General features: G+C 58.4%; 16 protein-coding genes. 9 read left to right on the top strand and 7 right to left on the bottom strand.

Annotated elements, in window-relative coordinates; genetic code table 11:
• Positions 1 to 534: glycine cleavage T C-terminal barrel domain-containing protein (locus LC334_RS20390; protein ID WP_317850398.1), on the top strand; the 534-nt coding region annotated here is incomplete at its 5' end.
• 281 nt (positions 535 to 815) lie between these two features.
• On the opposite strand, the gene LC334_RS20385 is transcribed toward LC334_RS20390, so the two are convergent.
• Both LC334_RS20385 and LC334_RS20380 read right to left on the bottom strand, forming a co-directional pair.
• Positions 816 to 1,430 (bottom strand): MlaC/ttg2D family ABC transporter substrate-binding protein, encoded by a 615-nt coding sequence (locus LC334_RS20385; protein ID WP_085802168.1) that lies wholly within the window; start codon positions 1,428 to 1,430, stop codon positions 816 to 818.
• Positions 1,411 to 2,217, bottom strand: coding sequence for an MlaA family lipoprotein (locus LC334_RS20380; RefSeq protein WP_223413099.1), 807 nt, complete (start codon positions 2,215 to 2,217; stop codon positions 1,411 to 1,413). The genes LC334_RS20385 and LC334_RS20380 overlap by 20 nt, the downstream gene beginning before the upstream one ends.
• Positions 2,218 to 2,386: 169 nt before the next feature.
• On the opposite strand from LC334_RS20380, the gene LC334_RS20375 reads away from it, so the two are divergent.
• Positions 2,387 to 4,120, top strand: a complete 1,734-nt coding sequence (locus LC334_RS20375) for a type I secretion system permease/ATPase (RefSeq protein ID WP_085802169.1) — start codon at positions 2,387 to 2,389, stop codon at positions 4,118 to 4,120.
• Positions 4,117 to 5,424 (top strand): HlyD family type I secretion periplasmic adaptor subunit, encoded by a 1,308-nt coding sequence (locus LC334_RS20370; protein ID WP_085802170.1) that lies wholly within the window; start codon positions 4,117 to 4,119, stop codon positions 5,422 to 5,424. The genes LC334_RS20375 and LC334_RS20370 overlap by 4 nt, the downstream gene beginning before the upstream one ends.
• 3 nt (positions 5,425 to 5,427) lie before the next feature.
• Here the strand turns inward: LC334_RS20370 and LC334_RS20365 are convergent, their stop codons facing one another.
• The gene (locus LC334_RS20365) at positions 5,428 to 6,531 is read right to left on the bottom strand and encodes a cis-3-hydroxy-L-proline dehydratase (RefSeq protein WP_085802215.1); all 1,104 of its coding nucleotides are present in this window, start codon (positions 6,529 to 6,531) and stop codon (positions 5,428 to 5,430) included.
• A 153-nt stretch (positions 6,532 to 6,684) separates the two neighbouring features.
• On the opposite strand from LC334_RS20365, the gene LC334_RS20360 reads away from it, so the two are divergent.
• From LC334_RS20360 to LC334_RS20340, 5 genes are all read left to right on the top strand, one after another.
• Positions 6,685 to 7,146, top strand: coding sequence for a RidA family protein (locus LC334_RS20360; protein ID WP_085802171.1), 462 nt, complete (start codon positions 6,685 to 6,687; stop codon positions 7,144 to 7,146).
• Positions 7,143 to 7,910, top strand: a complete 768-nt coding sequence (locus tag LC334_RS20355) for a glycerophosphodiester phosphodiesterase family protein (RefSeq protein WP_085802172.1) — start codon at positions 7,143 to 7,145, stop codon at positions 7,908 to 7,910. The genes LC334_RS20360 and LC334_RS20355 overlap by 4 nt, the downstream gene beginning before the upstream one ends.
• A gap of 33 nt (positions 7,911 to 7,943) precedes the next feature.
• On the top strand, positions 7,944 to 9,131 hold the full coding sequence (locus LC334_RS20350; RefSeq protein WP_085802173.1) for a GNAT family N-acetyltransferase: 1,188 nt from the start codon (positions 7,944 to 7,946) through the stop codon (positions 9,129 to 9,131).
• Positions 9,128 to 9,424 (top strand): 4a-hydroxytetrahydrobiopterin dehydratase, encoded by a 297-nt coding sequence (locus LC334_RS20345; protein WP_085802174.1) that lies wholly within the window; start codon positions 9,128 to 9,130, stop codon positions 9,422 to 9,424. The genes LC334_RS20350 and LC334_RS20345 overlap by 4 nt, the downstream gene beginning before the upstream one ends.
• 170 nt (positions 9,425 to 9,594) lie before the next feature.
• Positions 9,595 to 10,590 (top strand): Ldh family oxidoreductase, encoded by a 996-nt coding sequence (locus LC334_RS20340; RefSeq protein WP_085802216.1) that lies wholly within the window; start codon positions 9,595 to 9,597, stop codon positions 10,588 to 10,590.
• A gap of 288 nt (positions 10,591 to 10,878) precedes the next feature.
• On the opposite strand, the gene LC334_RS20335 is transcribed toward LC334_RS20340, so the two are convergent.
• The 4 genes from LC334_RS20335 to lpdA form a co-directional block, all read right to left on the bottom strand.
• A complete protein-coding gene (locus LC334_RS20335; protein ID WP_085802175.1) occupies positions 10,879 to 11,292 on the bottom strand; it encodes a universal stress protein in 414 nt (137 codons plus the stop codon).
• Positions 11,293 to 11,362: 70 nt separating this feature from the next.
• Complete coding sequence (locus LC334_RS20330) at positions 11,363 to 12,733, bottom strand: alanine/glycine:cation symporter family protein (RefSeq protein ID WP_085802176.1); 1,371 nt, start codon at positions 12,731 to 12,733, stop codon at positions 11,363 to 11,365.
• Positions 12,734 to 12,757: 24 nt separating this feature from the next.
• Complete coding sequence (lipA, locus tag LC334_RS20325; protein ID WP_085802177.1) at positions 12,758 to 13,702, bottom strand: lipoyl synthase; 945 nt, start codon at positions 13,700 to 13,702, stop codon at positions 12,758 to 12,760.
• A 12-nt stretch (positions 13,703 to 13,714) separates the two neighbouring features.
• The gene (gene lpdA / locus LC334_RS20320; RefSeq protein WP_085802178.1) at positions 13,715 to 15,097 is read right to left on the bottom strand and encodes a dihydrolipoyl dehydrogenase; all 1,383 of its coding nucleotides are present in this window, start codon (positions 15,095 to 15,097) and stop codon (positions 13,715 to 13,717) included.
• A 170-nt stretch (positions 15,098 to 15,267) separates the two neighbouring features.
• On the opposite strand from lpdA, the gene LC334_RS20315 reads away from it, so the two are divergent.
• The gene (locus LC334_RS20315; protein ID WP_085802179.1) at positions 15,268 to 15,882 is read left to right on the top strand and encodes a helix-turn-helix domain-containing protein; all 615 of its coding nucleotides are present in this window, start codon (positions 15,268 to 15,270) and stop codon (positions 15,880 to 15,882) included.
• Positions 15,883 to 15,927: the final 45 nt, after the last annotated feature.

Below are 15,927 nucleotides of genomic sequence, written 5' to 3'. Positions count from 1 at the left end.
GAGGTCTTTGACGCGATCTGGAAGGTGGGTGAACCGATGGGCCTGACGCCCTTTGGCCTGGCGGCGCTGGACATGGTTCGGATCGAGGCCGGGCTAATCTTTGCCGGATCGGAATTCGACGATCAGACCGACCCGTGGGAGGCCGGGATCGGCTTTACCGTGCCGCTGAAATCGAAAGAGGATGATTTCATCGGCCGGGCGGCGCTGGAAGAGCGCAAGGCACATCCGCACCGCCAACTGGTGGGGCTTGAGCTGGTAGGCGGCATTGTCGCCTCGCCGGGAGATTGCGTGCGTATCGGCAAGGCGCAGGTCGGCGAGGTCACAAGCGCGATGAAATCCCCCATTCTGGGCAAGAACATCGCCCTGGCGCGGGTGTCGGTCAGCCATGCGGAGCTGGGTACCGAGCTTGAGATCGGGCAACTTGACGGGCTGCAAAAGCGCCTGAAAGCGCGGGTTGTGCGCTATCCGCATTTCGACCCGACCAAGGAGCGTGTCAAAGGCAATTACGACCAACCCTTGGTGCCTGCGGAGTAAGCCGGATCCAAAGCGCTCCGTTTCAAGGGAGATTCATTCGATGTTTGGCAACCGATTGATGAAACTAGGTCTGTCACCCGACTGGTAACTTTATGGGCAAAGAAAAAAGATAGAGCTGATGCGTTTCTTGCAGCCGTTTGAAGCTGATTATTGAAGTAACAACGACGATTGAAATGGCGCAGTCCGCTGTAACCAGACATTGATGCGAGTAAGGAGAAGGCTCTCTTTGTCCGCATTGAAGCCATCGCTGAACTTGTGCAATCAGATCGGGAAGAAGCCGTTCAGCCCGCCGTCTTCAGATCGGTGATCAAGGCATCAATATTACCGTTGCGGCGATCCAGCATGGCACCGATTTCCGTGCGTTCGCTAAGTCGCAGGCTGACGCCTTCGATGATCATATCGAAAAACAGGTCTTTGCCGGACCGGTCCGAAACCAGAAAACGCACATCGAACGGGGCCGAGCCGCGCAGTTGCACAGTGGATTTCACCTCGTGCCAGGACTTTACCTTCCGCACGCCGGTAACATCAATCTTTCCGCCGACAAATTCGCGGAACCTCTTGCCGTATTTGCGGGCGATATAGCCGCGGAAGACGGTCGAAAAGGCGCGTAGCTGGCTGCTGCTGGCACGGCGGGAATCCGCTCCCAGCGTGGACTGGGCGATGATGTTCACATCGGCATAGCGGCCGAATATCCGTTCAAAATCCGAGATCATCGCTGATTGCGATTTACCCGACGCGATGACCTTGTTGATGTCGTTCACCACCCGGTCGACCAGCGCCCGCGCGCCCGCGTCTGTTAGGGCAAGCACAGGGGCCGGCAACGCGATGGCCGTAGCGGCGGAAAGCCCCGTTGCGATGAAGTGGCGACGATTCAGCCTATTGGTCACTTGCTGCATTGTTGGTTTCCTCACTCGTTACACCGTAAAGCTCGTCATAGGGGTCCTGATAACTATCACTTCTGCCCCCATCCAGCCTGAAGCGGCGATTTTGCAGATACAACGAGCGTGTCGCTGCATAGCTGTCTTCGCTTTCATATAGCACCGAATCGATGGTGTCGGAATAGCGAGCGCGGTCACTTAGCCGTGCGCCCAACGCGGCGCCCGTACCATAATATCTCTCTGGGTCCGGCAGAACGTAGCTGAGCGGATTTGTGAAGAGATCGACCAGCCTGCCTGCCATGCGCCGGTCGGTGCCGGGGCCGAGAAAGGGAACTTCGCCGTAATTGCCTGTGGGTACACCCCAGACATAGAGCGTCTGGCCGAAATCGGCATCGGTGGGTGACGGCATACTCAATTCGCTCGCCGGGTCGAAAAAGCCACCCAGACCCACGGTGGTGTTGACCGCAAAACGCGCCGTGTCCTGAAAGGCGCCGCGCATGTTGCCCTGCAGGATATTGTTCACCACCGCACTCGGGATGGACAGGTTGAAGGCAAATCGGCCAATCATGGTTTCGATGTCATCAGGAATTGCAGAACTGTAGCCCTTGCCTGCCGGGCGGATAATCGCCCGGTCAAGTCCGCGATTGAAGTTGTGAACCTTGCGGTTGAACTTCTCGTGCGGATCGGGCGGGGTGTTGCGTGTGACGGATTGATCTGGCTGACCGCATGCCACCAGAAGACCAAGGCACGCTACGACAACCGCAGGGCGGAGTGACCGCAGACTGATATTGATTGAAGGCAGCAATTTAATTTGTCCTAAAGGTTACGCGCTGTATTTAGCCTACTACATGATATTGCCCAGACCAGACAATGAAATCAGCACCACGATGTGGCAGAATGGTGACAATTCCTGTAAGGCAAGCAAAGCGGATGGGCAAACACCATCCAGCAGGCAATCGGGCGGATACAACTGAATGGATAAGAGAGCAATCGAGGCCGGTAAGGACGAGTTGCGGGCAGCTCGCCGGGAAAGCCGTGGATTATATTGGTTCGTAGGAATTTTTGGCTTTTTTGCCAATCTTCTGATGCTCACCGGGCCGCTCTATATGCTGCAGGTCTATGATCGGGTGCTGGGCAGCCGGTCGATCGAAACACTGATCGCGCTGTCGGTTCTGGTGCTGTTTCTTTACGGCATGATGGGGCTGCTCGATTATGCGCGCGGCCGAATCATGGCGCGTGTCGGTGCCCGGTTTCAGGCGCGGCTGGATCGCCGCGTGTTTGATGCGGTGATTCGCAAATCCGCGGTGGCGCCAGATGCAAGCACGGCCACCGGGTTACGCGATCTGGAAGCGATTCAGCGGCTGATGAGCTCACCCGTTCTGACGGCGATGTTTGATATTCCCTGGACCCCGTTTTTTCTGGCGGGTATCTGGATTTTCCACCCTATGCTGGGCGTGCTGGCGCTTGTGGGCGGAGCGATTTTGATTGCCGTTACGCTGATCAACCAAATGGTAACACGGCAACCGCTGGCCAAGGCGAATTCGGCAGCCGTCGGGGCCGAAGCGATTTCCAACCAGATCGGCACCGAAGCCGAGATGGTGCAGGCAATGGGGATGCGCGATGCCGCCTTCGACCGCTGGCAGGTCGCGCGCCAACAGGCGTTGCAGGAGCAGATACGCTCGGCTGATCTTGGTGGCACATTCACCACGTCGACCAAGACATTCCGCTTGTTTCTGCAATCGGCGATGCTGGGCTTGGGGGCTTATCTGGTGCTGCAGAACGAGTTGACGCCCGGCGCGATGATCGCCGGGTCGATTCTGCTGGGCCGCGCCCTTGCACCGATCGAGCAATCCATCGGGCAATGGCCCCTGGTACAGCGGGCGATCAAGGGATGGGAAACCCTGGCAGGGCTGCTGGGGCAGGTGCCGGTAGAAAATCCGCGCACGGCGCTGCCCAAACCCCGAGCCCTTCTGGAAGTTCAGCAAGCCTCTGTTGTCCCACCCGGTGAACGACAGGCCGCTTTGAAAGGGGTGACCTTCACGGTGCAGCCCGGGCAGGCGGTCGGGGTGATCGGTGCGTCCGGCGCGGGTAAATCAACGCTGGCGCGCGCCCTGACCGGTGCATGGCGCGTCGCGGCTGGCAAGATCAGGCTGGATGGTGCTGCGCTGGAGCAATACGATCCGGCGGTACTGGGTCAGCATATTGGCTATCTGCCACAGCGGGTGCAGCTCTTCGATGGAACAATAGCCGAAAACATTGCCAAGCTTTCGCAATCTCCGGATGCTGAACAGGTCGTCATCGCGGCCAAGAAAGCCGACGCCCATGACATGATCCTGAAACTGCCCGATGGATATGATACCCGCGTCAGTGCCTCGGGTGGACGGCTGTCAGGTGGTCAGATGCAGCGGATCGGTCTGGCAAGGGCGATGTATGGTGACCCGGTCGTACTGGTATTGGACGAGCCCAACTCGAATCTGGATAACGAAGGCAGCGAGGCTGTGAATACCGCGATCAGGGGCATGAAAGCTGATGGCAAGGCCATTTTGATCATGGCGCACCGCCCGGCGGCGATTAAGGAATGCGACATGCTGTTGATGCTGGACCACGGCGCACTACGTGCCTACGGACCCAAGGAGCAAGTCTTGAAGGATGTGGTGAAAAATCACTCCGAGATCAGCAAATCTGCCGGTCCTGGAGGTGTGCAATGACACAAGACACAAACGCCGGATGGTCCGCACGCGGACCCATGACCGTTGGTTTGCTGGGCCTGTTGCTGCTGGTCGGAGGATTTGGCACCTGGGCGGTGATGACCAATATCTCTGGCGCGATTATCGCCAATGGCCGGATCGAGGTGGATCAGAACCGGCAGGTGGTGCAGCACCCCGATGGTGGGGTCGTGGCCGAAATTCTGGTTGATGAGGGCGATGCGGTCAGTATCGGTGACGTGCTGGTTCGGCTGGATGACACGGAATTGAAATCGCAGCTGGCCATTAACGAAGGCCAACTGTTCGAGCTCATGGCACGACGCGGACGGCTGGAGGCCGAGCGTGACGGGAGAAGCGAAATCACTTTCGATCCGCTTTTGCTGGAGACGGCCGAGATCAATGCTGACGTGCCCGATCTGATTGCTGGTCAAAGACGTCTGATGACGGCACGGGCGGAATCGACCACCAACGAGATATCGCAATTGGAAAAGCGACGCGGGCAGATCGCCAATCAGATCGAGGGTATCGTCGCGCAACAGAATTCGCTCACGACCCAGCTTGAGTTGATTTCGAAAGAACTAAAAGATCAGCAGAGGTTGCTGGATCAAGGTCTGGCGCAGGCAGCGCGGGTGTTAAGCCTGCAGCGCGAAGAGGCGAGCCTGAGTGGTACGATGGGCGATCTTGAGGCGCAAAAGGCCGAGGCGGGCGGCCGGATCACCGAGATTGATATCGAGATTCTCAAACTGGGCAGCGGGCGGCGCGAGGAGGCGATCACCCAGCTGCGTGACCTGCAGTACCGCGAGCTGGAGCTGCGCGAACAGCGCCTTGCCCTGATCGAACGGCTGAACCGGCTGGACATCTCGGCATCGGTATCCGGCGTGGTCTATGATTTGCAGGTATTTGCCCTGCGCTCGGTTATTCGCGCCGCCGATCCGGTGCTTTACCTCGTGCCACAGGATCGCCCGTTGATCATCAATGCCAGGATCGAACCCATCCATATCGACAAGGTTCTGATCGGCCAGGAGGTGGTACTTCGGTTTTCGGCGCTGGACCAGCGTACAACCCCTGAACTGAATGGCGAGGTGGTTCAGATATCCGCCGATGCGTTCGAGGACGAGCGGTCTCAGGTGTCGTTCTACCGCGCCGAGATCGCGCTGAGCGAGGGTGAGCAGGCGCGGCTACCGGAAGATGCGGTGCTAATCCCGGGCATGCCGGTCGAAGCGTTCATCCGCACCGAGGATCGCACGCCGCTGGCCTATCTGACCAAGCCGTTGACGGATTACTTCACCAAGGCGTTCCGCGAGTAACGCCTAGCCGCTGATCGAGGCAATGGGTTTGCCCAGCAGATTCCAGTCGGGTTCGACCCCGAGGCCAGGCGCGTCGGACATCGCCATGAAACCGTCCCTGATCACCGGGCCGCCGCTGGCAATCGGATGGGTGGCGTATTCGTGGAAGGCCGAGGACTGAAAGTGGAAATCAGACGGGGTTGAATGCGCCAGATGCGCAATCGCGGCATCGCCGATCTCACCGCCCCAGGTGTCCTCGATGGTCATGATAATGCCAAGTTGCAGGCAGACATCGCGGATAATGCGCGACTTGCTGAGTCCGCCCATGCGGCTGATCTTGAGGTTGATCACATCCATCGCCCGCTCAGAGTGGCCGCGCAGGACCGCTTGCAGGCTATCCATACATTCGTCCAAAATCATCGGATGGGGTGAGTGATCGCGCACCACCCGGCACTCTTCATAGGTTTCGCAGGGCTGTTCAATATAAAGGCTCATATCCGATACGGCCGTGACCACGCGCACCGCGTCATGTTGCCGCCAGCCGCAATTTGCGTCCGCCGCCAGCTTGTTGCCGGATTTCAGCACATCCGCGACCCGCCTGATGCGGGTGATGTCCGTATCGGCATCCGCCCCCACCTTCATCTGGAACTGCGAAAACCCCTGTTCCTGATAGGCGATCAGTTTCTCGGCCATCGCCTGTGGTTCTGCGCGTGACACCACCTTGAAGAGCCGCACCTTGTCCTGCAACCGTCCACCCAGTAGGTCGCAGACGGGCCGCCCGGTGGCCTTGCCCAGAATATCCCAGCAGGCCACATCAACGGCAGATTTGACGTAAGGATGCCCTTTCAGAAGCTGGTCCATCCTGAGGTTGATCGCGCCGATATTCGTCGCATCCTGTCCGATCAGGCCGGGCGCGATCGTGGCGATGCCGGTGCGGGCGCCTTCGGCATAGGCGGGCAGGTACGCGGGGCCAAGCGGGCAAATCTCGCCCACGCCGGTCACGCCCTCATCGGTCCTGATCTCGACTACGGTGCTGTCAAAGGCGGCAAAGCTCTGGTTTGACCAGGCATAGGCCCCCTCCTTCAGCGGCAAGCTGACCTGATAGAGGTTGATCTGGCTGATTTTCATCGGCGCCCTTTTGCGTCGTTCCTCGCTGCATCCTGGGCGGGTTTGCGGTTTTTGTCCATTCGGATGCACCTTCAGCACTTTTTGGGATTTCATTCAGATGGGCAAGCGGCTAGCGTCGCGCGCGATTGAAACGATGCCTGGAGGACCGATCAGATGGGACAATTCGAAAGCAAACTGGCCGAGATGGGCGTGACCCTGCCCGAAGCCCCTGTACCGGTGGCAAACTATGTGCCTTATGTGCAGGTGGGTGACATGCTTTATGTCTCGGGCCAGATTTCGCTTGGGCCGGACGGGCCGATCAAGGGCAAGCTGGGCGACGACATGGATGCCGAGGCTGGGGCCGAGGCGGCCAAGGTTTGCGCGATCAACCTGCTGGCGCAGGTCAAGGCGGCCTGTGGTGGCGATCTGGATCGTCTGGTGCGCGTGGTCAAGCTGGGTGGTTTCGTCAACTCGACGCCGGACTTCACCGACCAGCCGGTCGTGATCAACGGCGCCTCCAATCTGATCGGGGAAGCGTTGGGTGATGCCGGAAAACACGCGCGCGCAGCGGTGTCCTCACCGTCACTGCCCTTGGGGGTGGCGGTTGAAATCGACGGTGTATTCCAGATCAAATGACGAAGCTACATGCCGATTTCCGGCGCATTCCGCTCGCGCATCGGGCATTGCATGATGTCAGTGACGGAAGACCGGAAAACTCGCGGGCGGCTATACGCGCGGCGATGGCCGCGGGCTATGGGATCGAGATTGATCTGCAGCTCAGCCGCGATGGCCGGGCGATGGTGTTTCACGACTATGACCTGACCCGTCTGACCGGCGTCAAAGGCGTCATCCAGCAGCGCGACGCGACAGATCTGTCACAGATCGCCCTGCTGGGCGGTGATGAGGGCATCCCGACGCTCTCAGAAGTGCTGGAGCTGGTCGCGAGCAAGGTGCCGTTGCTTATCGAGCTCAAGGATCAGCATGGCCAGATGGGGGTGACCGATGGGCGGTTGGAGCACGCCGTGGCGGCAGATATTCAGGGCTATGCTGGACCCGTCGGGCTGATGTCATTCAATCCAAATTCGGTGGTAGCACTTGCCGATCTTGTGTCAGAGCTTCCGCGCGGGATCGTGACCGAACAGTTCCCTGCCGAGACATGGCCGTTGCTTAAGCCAGAAACCCGCGCGCATCTGCGCTCAATCCCCGATTATGAACGCGCCGGGGCGTCATTTGTCAGCCATTCGGTTAAGGATCTGCACAACCCGCGTCTGGCGGAGCTCAGGGCGCAGGGCGCGGATATCCTGTGCTGGACAGTACGGTCGGAAGAGCAAGAGGCTGAGGCCCGCAAAACCGCTGATAACATCACATTTGAGAAGTATCTGGCCAAGATGCCGTCTTGACCCCTGCCTGCAAAGGCACAGATTGGGGAAGACATGAGCGAGCAACAGATTACCATCACCCTGCATGACAGCCTCGCGCAGATCAGCGCCGTGGATTGGGACGCTTGCGCCTGTCCCGAGGCAGCAGGTGGCGCGCGCCCCGAAGACCCGTTCACCACCTACCGGTTTCTGAAGGCGCTGGAAGACAGCGGATCGGTCGGACCTGGCACCGGTTGGCAACCGCATTACCTGACGGCAGAACTGGACGGGCAAACCATTGCCTGCGCACCTCTCTTTGCCAAGTCACACAGTCAGGGCGAATATATTTTCGATCATAACTGGGCGCATGCCTATGAGCGTGCGGGGGGACGTTATTACCCGAAACTGCAAATGGCGGTGCCGTTCACGCCCGTTACCGGACGACGGTTTCTTGTGCGGCCGGGATATGAAGAGATGGGTCAATCCGCATTGGTGCAAGGTGCGGTTCAAGTCGCAGATAACAATGAGATCTCGTCGCTGCATGTCACCTTTTGCACCGAGGGCGAGGCCCGGGCGGGTGGCGGGATGGGATTGCTGGCGCGGACCAGTCAGCAATTTCACTGGGTTAATGCGGATTACACGGATTTCGACGGGTTTCTGGCTTCGCTGAGTTCGCGCAAGCGCAAGAATATCCGCAAGGAACGCCAGCAGGCCCAAAATTTCGGGGGTGAAATCAAGGTTTTAACCGGTGACGCCATTGAGGCGGAACATTGGGATGCGATCTGGCGTTTCTATCAGGACACCGGCGCGCGCAAATGGGGGACGCCCTATCTGACACGCGCGTTTTTCGAGAGTGCACATGCGGAATTACGCGATGATATCATGCTGATACTGGCAATGCGCGACGGCAGCCCGGTGGCGGGCGCGATGAACATGGTCGGCGCCTCGGCGCTGTACGGCCGGTATTGGGGCTGTATCGAGGATTATCCCTGTCTGCATTTCGAACTGTGCTACTATCAAGCCATCGACTATGCTATTCGTGAGGGATTACAAAGGGTTGAGGCCGGCGCGCAGGGGGAGCACAAACTGGCACGGGGTTATCTGCCGGTCACAACCCATTCGCTGCATTGGATTAGGGATGCCGGATTTGCCGACGCTATTGCGCAATATCTTGAGGCAGAGCAGCGCGCGGTTGCGAAAGACATCGAAATTCTTACTAAGTATGGACCTTTTCGCAATGAGGTCATGGAGGAGCACGAATGAGTGAACGCCTGAGCGATACCGCCCGCAAAACCACGCTTGAGCCGCTACTGGAAACCGGCTGGGTGCTGGATGAAACGCGCGACGCGATCAAAAAAGAATTCAAGTTCAAGGATTTCGCCGATGCGATGGGGTTCATGACACGCGCGGCGATCTGGGCCGAGAAATGGAACCATCATCCGGAATGGTTCAATGTCTACAATCGGGTCGACGTGACCCTGACCACCCATGATGTGAACGGGCTGAGCGCGCTTGATGTGAAACTGGCGCGAAAAATGGACACGCTTGCGGGTTAGATATTATGTACATCCCGTACATGCTGTACGCACAAAACGTACAGGGTGTACGGTTCGCGATTGTCAGGTGATCGGCGCGTCTATATTTCTGACATGGCAAGGCGGCGGCGATGATGCCGGGACGGGGCGAAAACCGGCGGCCGAAGCGGCACGAAAGGCAAGCACACGACATGAGCACACTCAGTCTTTCCCTTGAAGAAATCCACTCACTTGCCTTGGATACGATGCTGGCCAATGGTTGTGACGACGCCAACGCCTCGGCGCTGGCGGACATCGTCACGCGGGCCGAACGGGATGGCTCGCATTCGCACGGCCTTTTCCGGGTGCCGGGATATGTGAAGGCGCTGCGCAGCGGCAAGGTGAATGGCAAGGCAAAACCCAAGGTCTCGAAAAAGGCCGGGGCGGTGGTGCATGTGGACGGGGGTGGCTGCTTTGCCCCGCTGGCACAGGCGGTCGGGCTGCCCGTTCTGGCCGAGACGGCGGCCGAGACCGGCGTGGCGGCGCTGTCGCTGACCAATATCCACCACTTCGCGGCGCTCTGGCCTGAGACCGAGTTCCTGGCCGATCGAGGATTGGTCGGCATCGCCTGCACCGCCTACATGCCGATGGTGGCTCCGGCGGGATCGAAGGAAAAACTTTTCGGCACCAACCCGATCTCATTCGCGTGGCCGCGCCCGGGCAAGCCTCCGGTCTGCTATGATATGGCGACGGCGGCGATGGCAATGGGTGACGTACAGATCGCCGCCCGTGATGGCAAATCAGTGCCCTTAGGCACCGGGTTGGACGCGGAAGGCAATGAGACCACCGACCCGGCCGCAATTGCCGAGGGCGTATTGCTGCCCTTTGGCGGCTACAAGGGGTCGGCAATCGCGTTGATGGTGGAACTGCTGGCGGCCGGGCTGACCGGCGAGAGCTTCAGCTACGAGGCAGCGGAAAGTGACAACCATGACGGTGGACCGCCTCGGGGCGGGGAAATGGTGATTGCGCTTTCGCCTGCACTGATCGCCGGTGACGGCTGGGAGGCGCATGTCGAAGGTTTTATGGATCGCCTGACCGGCCTTGACGGCGTGCGGGTGCCCGGCGCTCGGCGACATGTTAATCGCCTTGATACCGGCCCGCGGTCGATCAATGCCGAGCTTGTCGAGACCATTCGCGGGCTTGTCTAAAGTACCGAGCCTTAAACTTGTTTCGCTTGCTCGCCGCCTTTCGGCTGCGCCTTAAACGCAAAAAGTGATTAGGGTTTCGCGGGTTAGACAGCTACCATTCGAAAGAGCTGGTAGAGCGGGTAAAACGCACGCGCATGACAATGCTCTAGGGTCGCAATTACATGCCATCAGAAGGGACAACATAGTGAAGGTATTCGCGCTGAAACAGATTCCCGCCATGAGTGGTGGCTTTGATGTTTTTGGCGGTTGGCAGTCGAAAAACTGCCCTTGATCCAGCGCGATTGCTGATTATTCCCGTACCACCACAACCGTGCAATGCGCGTTGCGCACAACGCGGGCCAGGTTGGGGCCGATTTCGTAGTTCGGGAAGCTCCCCTTTGAGGATGCCATGACGATCATGTCGAAGCTGTCTTTATGGGCCAGCTTTAATACCTCGCGGTATACGCTGCCTTCTTCGATATGCACTTCGAGACCCGTTCCGCCGTTGTCATCCAGTATCTGCTGAATGGCGCCGCGGACGTGATCTCTGGCGCCAGCGCCGTAGTTTTCCGGCAGATTTGGCAGTTTGATAATCTCCGGAATGACCGAGACCACATGCAGGTCGGCACCATAGAATTTTGCCTGATCCAGTGCCATGGGAAGCGCCAGTTTCCACGACTTCTCATCGGTGTGGTCGATCGGCAAAAGAATTTTCGTTGCCATCTTCTTAATCTCCTAGAAGAGTGTTTTTTGAACGGGACGTCAGGGGGCCGTTTTGGCCCCCTGTTCCAGCTTACTCAGTAGCTCCGCCGGGCTCTTCCGTCTTTCCGCCCGAGGCAAAGAACTCGCGGGTCAGCTTGAAGACGATCGGGCTGAGCAACGCCAGTGCGATCAGGTTCGGGATTGCCATCATAGCGTTCAGCGTATCCGCCAGCAGCCAGATGAAGCCCAGATCGGCGGTTGCACCGAAATAGATCATCGCGATCCACAGGATGCGGTAGGGCATCAGGGCCTTGGCGCCGAAGAAGAAGCCAACACATTTCTCACCGTAGAACGACCAGCCGAGGATCGTGGTGAAGGCAAAGATCGACAGGGCCACCGCGATCAGCGAGCCACCGAGGCCAGGCAATGACAGCTCGAACGCATGCGCGGTCAGCGCGGCACCGGATTCACCTGACGTCCAGGCACCAGATGCAATGATCGCCAGTCCGGTGATCGAGCAGACGATGATCGTGTCGATGAACGTACCCAGCATCGCAACCAGACCCTGGTTGACCGGGCCTTTGGTCGACGCAGCAGCGTGCGCGATCGGGGCCGAGCCAAGGCCGGCTTCGTTCGAAAAGACGCCACGCGCCACACCAAACCGGATCGCGGCCCATACTGCTGCACCGGCGAAGCCACCTTCGGCGGCGGACGGGGTGAAGGCATGGGTGAAGACCAGGTTCAGCGCGTTGCCAATGCCGCCGATATTGATCAGCAGAACCAGCAGACCGGCGATGATATAGGCCACAGCCATGAACGGCACCAGCTTACCGGCGACAGCACCGATCCGGCTGATACCGCCCAGGATAACTGCGGCGGTCAGGACCATCAGGATGACGCCGGTTACCGATGTGTTGACGCCAAAGTTCGATTCCAGAACGCTGGCAACACCATTGGCCTGAACACCGTTACCGATGCCAAACGCCGCGATGGCACCGAAGAGCGCAAATGCGGGGGCAAGCCAGTACCATTTTTTGCTGAGGCCGTTTTTGATGTAATACATCGGGCCACCGACGAAGTTGCCCAACTCGTCTGTCTCGCGGTATTTTACGGCACAGACGGCCTCGGCGTATTTCGTGGCCATACCGACAAGGGCTGTCATCCACATCCAGAACAAGGCACCCGGTCCGCCCAGGAAGACGGCGGTTGCCACACCGGCGATGTTGCCGGTACCGATGGTCGCCGACAGCGAGGTCATCAGCGCGTTGAACGGGCTGATCTGTCCATCGCCCTGTTCCTCACGGCCGCTGAACAAAAGCCTGAAGCCGGTCCCCAGCTTCAGGATAGGCATGAATTTCAATCCGGCCTGCAGGAAGAATCCTACTCCCAGGATCAGGACCAGCATCATGGGTCCCCAAACGACCCCATTTATCTGTCCCACAATGTTCGTTAACGCTTCCATGGTGTTCCTCCCAATTGCGTCTGGTTAAGCCCCTGTGGCCAATGCCTGCTGGCGAGCCGTTTTGAGGGCGGTAAAGTCTTCGTCTGCATGAAAAGACGAACGTGTCATTGGTGTTGCCGAAACGTGCAAGAACCCCTTACTGCGTGCGATTTGCTCAAGCTGAGCGAACTCTTCAGGCGACCAGAAGCGGTCAATCGGATGGTGTTTCGGGGTGGGTTGAAGATATTGTCCAACCGTCAGAAAATCGACACCAGCCGCCCGCAGGTCATCCATCACCTGGCGTACATCGCTAAGCGTCTCCCCCAATCCTACCATCAATCCGGACTTGGTAAAAATTTCCGGTCTTGCCCGTTTGGCGTCATCTAGAAGCCGTAACGAGGTATAATACCGTGCGCCCGGGCGCACGGTCGGATAGAGATGCGGCACCGTTTCAAGGTTGTGATTGAACACATCCGGCGCAGCGTCGAAAACCTGTTGCGCCGCACTTCCCTTGCCTAGAAAATCCGGTGTCAGCACTTCGACTGTGGTCTCGGGCGTTTGATGCCGGATGGCGCGAATGGTCTGGGCGATATGGCTCGCGCCGCCGTCGTTCAGGTCGTCGCGGTCCACGCTGGTGATCACTACATGCCGCAGGTCCAGCTTTTTGACAGCTGCCGCAACGCGGCCCGGCTCGAACGCGTCCAGCGCGTCTGGCCGCCCGGTGGTGACATTGCAGAATGAACATCCCCGGGTACAGACCTCGCCCATGATCATCATGGTGGCGTGCTGTTTCGACCAGCATTCACCTATGTTGGGGCAGGCGGCCTCTTCGCAGACCGTCACCAGATCATGCTCTCGCATCAGGCGGCGTGTCTCGTAATAGGTTTCGCTTTCGATCTTCTTCCGGCGAATCCATTTGGGTTTGCGCGGGATCGCACTATCGGCCTTTTTTGCCTTTTCCGGATGGCGGGGGCGAAGTTGAATCGTCATACGACCTGCTCCTTACGCGTGGATCGCGCGGCCAAGCGCATCCAGGCAGGCCTCTTTGACTGCTTCGCCCATCGCAGGATGGGCATGACAGGTGCGTGCGACCTCCTCAACGGTGGCTCCTTTGGTCATAGCCAGAACCAGTTCGGCGATCAGATCGCCGCCGTGAGCGCCGCAGATGTGTGCGCCAAAGAAGGTGCCGTCGGACCCTACCAATACCTTTACCGCGCCGTCGGTTTCACCCGATGATCGCGCGCGCGAGTTTGCCATGAAGGCAAATTTGCCGACCGTGTAGGATACGCCTGCTTCCTTCAGTGCCTCTTCCGTCGCGCCAACGGAGGCGACTTCGGGATCGGTATAAACGACACCCGGGACGGTGTTGTAGTCGACATGACCCTCAAGCCCGGCAAGGGTTTCGACACAGGCCACGCCGTCTTCTTCGGCCTTGTGCGCCAGCATCGGACCCGGCACGCAATCCCCGATCGCGAAGATGCCCGGTACGGATGTCTGGAACGCGCCATCCACCTCGATAAAGCCGCGCCTATCCACGGTGACGCCCAGCTTGTCGAGCCCCAGCCCGCCCGTTACCGGGCGGCGGCCAACCGCGATCAGAACCTTATTGGCTTCAAGCTCTTCTTCGGTATCCTTCGCCACGCGGTTCAGAGAGAGTTTCAGGCCGCTTTCCGTCTTGCTGACTGATTGCAGCGCCCGACCCAGCTGAAATTTCAATCCACGTTTGGACAGGGCGCGTTGCGCCAGTTTGGCAATATCACCATCAATGCCCGGTAGAATGCGATCGAGATATTCCACGACCGTTACCTTGGCCCCCAACCTGGACCAGACCTGACCCAGTTCCAGCCCGATAACACCTGCGCCGATCACCACCAGATGCTCTGGAACGTCAGTCAACGCCAAAGCGCCGGTGCTGCTCAGCACATCGACCTCGTCGAATTCGATACCCGGCAGCGGTGTTGGTTCAGATCCGGTGGCGATCAGAATGTTCTTGGTATTCAGGGTCTGATCGCCAACCTGCACCTGGCCCGGCGCCGGAATGCTGGCCCAACCTTCGATCAGGTCGATATTGTTTTTGGAAAACAAAAACCCGATGCCCTTGGTCAGATCGGTTACGATCTTGTCTTTGCGCGCCATCATTCCGGAGATATCCAGAAGTTGTTCGCCAACGGAAATTCCGTGCCCGGCCAGATGCGAAAGCTCCGCATATTTCGCGGATGAGGTCAGCAGCGCTTTCGAGGGGATACAGCCCACGTTCAGGCAGGTGCCCCCCAATGAACCGCGCCCTTCGACGCAGGCAACATTCATGCCCAATTGGGCCGCCCGAATTGCGGCAACATAGCCACCTGGCCCGCCACCAACAACGATGAGGTCATAATCGGACATTGTTTCCTCCGGGTTATTCTGGGGTTTTGTTGAAAATGTATACCGTAGTGCGCACCTTATGACGCCTATAGGAAACTTTTCTCTTAAAATCAACAGTTGAGTTTTAATTGAAACTTTGACCCCAAATCATACACCGGTTAAACTCTGCAAAGAAAAGGAGAATTTTGCCCATGGAACCCATTCAGGCAGAAGAAACGGGGATCGCAGCTGAGGCTGCAGAAGCGCCGGATGGTGAAACTCTGGGAAAAATGATTCGTGATGCGCGCAAGGAAAAGGGGCTTACCCTGGAAGAGGCGGCCAAGGCCGCCGCGATCGGCCGCTCGACCCTTTCTAAGATCGAAAACAACCAAACACGGCCCAGCTTCGAGATCATTCGCCGACTGATGCAGACGCTGGAACTGGAAACGCCGCAACTCTTTGTTCAATCGGCCAAAAGCGATATTTCCGGTCGCAGGGACTACACCCGGTCGGGCGACGGGGAACAGCAGGCAACCCGGACTTACAATCACGAGCTCTTATGCACTGAGCTCACAAGCAAGCGGATGCTGCCCTATATCAGCACGATCAAAGCACGTGACGTTGCCGAATTTGATTCATGGGTACGCCATCATGGGGAAGAATTCATGTATGTTATCAGTGGCGCCGTCACCTTGTTTACTGAGCATTACAGACCACTGCAAATGCAGGCCGGAGATTCCGTGTATTACGACAGCAGCATGGGTCATGGTTGCATTTCGACCAGTGAAGAAGATGCCAAGATTTTATGGGTGTCTCTCGGCGCTTGATGTCGGACTATTTGCCTGTGCCAACAGGCGACCCGGCCCAGTAGA

The organism is Roseovarius aestuarii (assembly GCF_019966515.1).
In the GTDB taxonomy this organism is placed as follows: Bacteria; Pseudomonadota; Alphaproteobacteria; order Rhodobacterales; family Rhodobacteraceae; genus Roseovarius; species Roseovarius aestuarii.
Note: the sequence above shows the minus strand (reverse complement) of the source record. Positions and strands in the feature narration are given on the sequence as shown.